The following is a 1,598-nucleotide window of genomic DNA, read 5'->3' as shown; positions in this document are numbered from 1 at the left end:
GCCCCTCTCAGGCCTTAAACACCTGCGTCTGATGCCACTCAATAAACTGATCAGCAGGCCACAGCATTTTATCTTTAGGCAGATGAAGTTTTTGCCCCTCAAGAGACCAGAAAAGCTGCTCCACCATCGGGCTGCGATTAATTCTACCTGATATCTGAACCCTGAGTTCTTCATCAATGCCGATGGCACCTTTGTCGAATGCAGAGTGGTGTACAGAACAGAGCGCCAGACCGTTATTAACTTCACATGGTCCGCCATATTGCTTCCAGCGTATATGCGCAGCCTCCAGCCCAACCAAAGCTCCGTCCAGTCTTAAATCATATCCACAGATAGCACATTGCGAATGGTAAGCCCGTAAAATCATGTCACGAAAGCGAGGGTCGCGTGCTCTCATCAGCGTAACTAAATCGAAGCCCAGCAGTTCGGCCAGCTTTATCTGCAGGCTTTCCGGAAAGCGATCAGTCAGGATCTGCTGTGCCAGTTTATCGATCAGGGCTGGATTTTTTTGCAGAGTCTGGAAGCTATCTTCATCAAACCCACCGGCAACCTGATTCTCGATGAGCTCTCGTTTTGTCGGCTGGGTGTTACCTTTACGCGGTTTGCAACTCTCGCTGTTTTTCAGCGTCCAGAACCCATCCGTCCTCAATCGCCAGAAAGGCATATTCGGGTAGTAATCCCGTCTTTTAGGACCAAACTCGATCAGTAATCGGGTTAACGGTTCGTGAATCTCATTGCCGTAATCAAATAGTCGGGAATGTCCTTTCCTGTATTGAGATAAGACGTAGAGGAGCAAAAGAGGCTTGTGCGGTGCACATTGGTCACCTTTGCGCCATACAGCGACATCGGAAATAGCGGCTTGCAGCGTTTTACCTGAGGTCATAATCGAGGGTAGCAGTGAAAAATTATTGCGATCATGCTCTTAAAAACGAGGAGATTCAATGGGCGCACGTCAGTCACTCAGCGTGCTGCATATGTTCTCAACCGTACCGGGTTTGGGTATTAGTCAGGCACTTGATCCGCGATCGCCGGAGCGCGCATCCATCTCAAAATTCTATTGACCAGATAAGGTTGGGGCGCTGCCAGACGCGGCGTTAGCCCAAGCGCCTGAGCTACAGCACAAGCTCAGCATGTGCCCGAGTAAATGAACATCCTTAGTCGGATCCCGCGTCTCAGCGGCTGGCCGACAAAGGCAAGCCTGTCAGAATACAGGCACGACATTGCGTCAGACTCTTTGCCTGACACCTTACTTTTATTACTTAACTCTACTGGTCTGTCCTGGGCCCATCCGCCACAGTTTCCTGAACCGGCTACTGTGAAAGTTTACTGTAACTATTATTGGTTTGAATGACATCCCCATGCTTAATTGCGAAATATGATAATCATCGCAATCACTCCTCGATCTTTCCCTGAAAAATAATTTACATAAATGCTCTTATATGGAGTGATTGACCCGGATGAAGATAATCAAACTAACATTGCCTTCAGAATATTAAAAAAAGCGATTTGATTATAACAATCTTCTGATAATCATTGTAAATCTATACCCCTTTTATCCTCATTAACTTTCCAGTGAGTCTGACTTTGACTATAAAGGTGGC

General features: G+C 47.2%; 1 protein-coding gene. It reads right to left on the bottom strand.

Translation table 11 applies throughout. The features are described 5' to 3' along the window. Positions 1 to 7: 7 nt before the first annotated feature. Positions 8 to 880: a phosphorothioated DNA-binding restriction endonuclease gene (locus HA41_RS19390; protein ID WP_094122109.1), complete on the bottom strand. Its 873-nt coding sequence runs from the start codon at positions 878 to 880 to the stop codon at positions 8 to 10. Between the last annotated feature and the right edge of the window lie 718 nt (positions 881 to 1,598).

Origin of the sequence: Pantoea conspicua (genome assembly GCF_002095315.1) — a bacterium.
In the GTDB taxonomy this organism is placed as follows: domain Bacteria; phylum Pseudomonadota; class Gammaproteobacteria; order Enterobacterales; family Enterobacteriaceae; genus Pantoea; species Pantoea conspicua.
The sequence above is the reverse complement of the archived record's forward strand: the minus strand, read 5'-3'. Positions and strand labels throughout refer to the sequence as shown.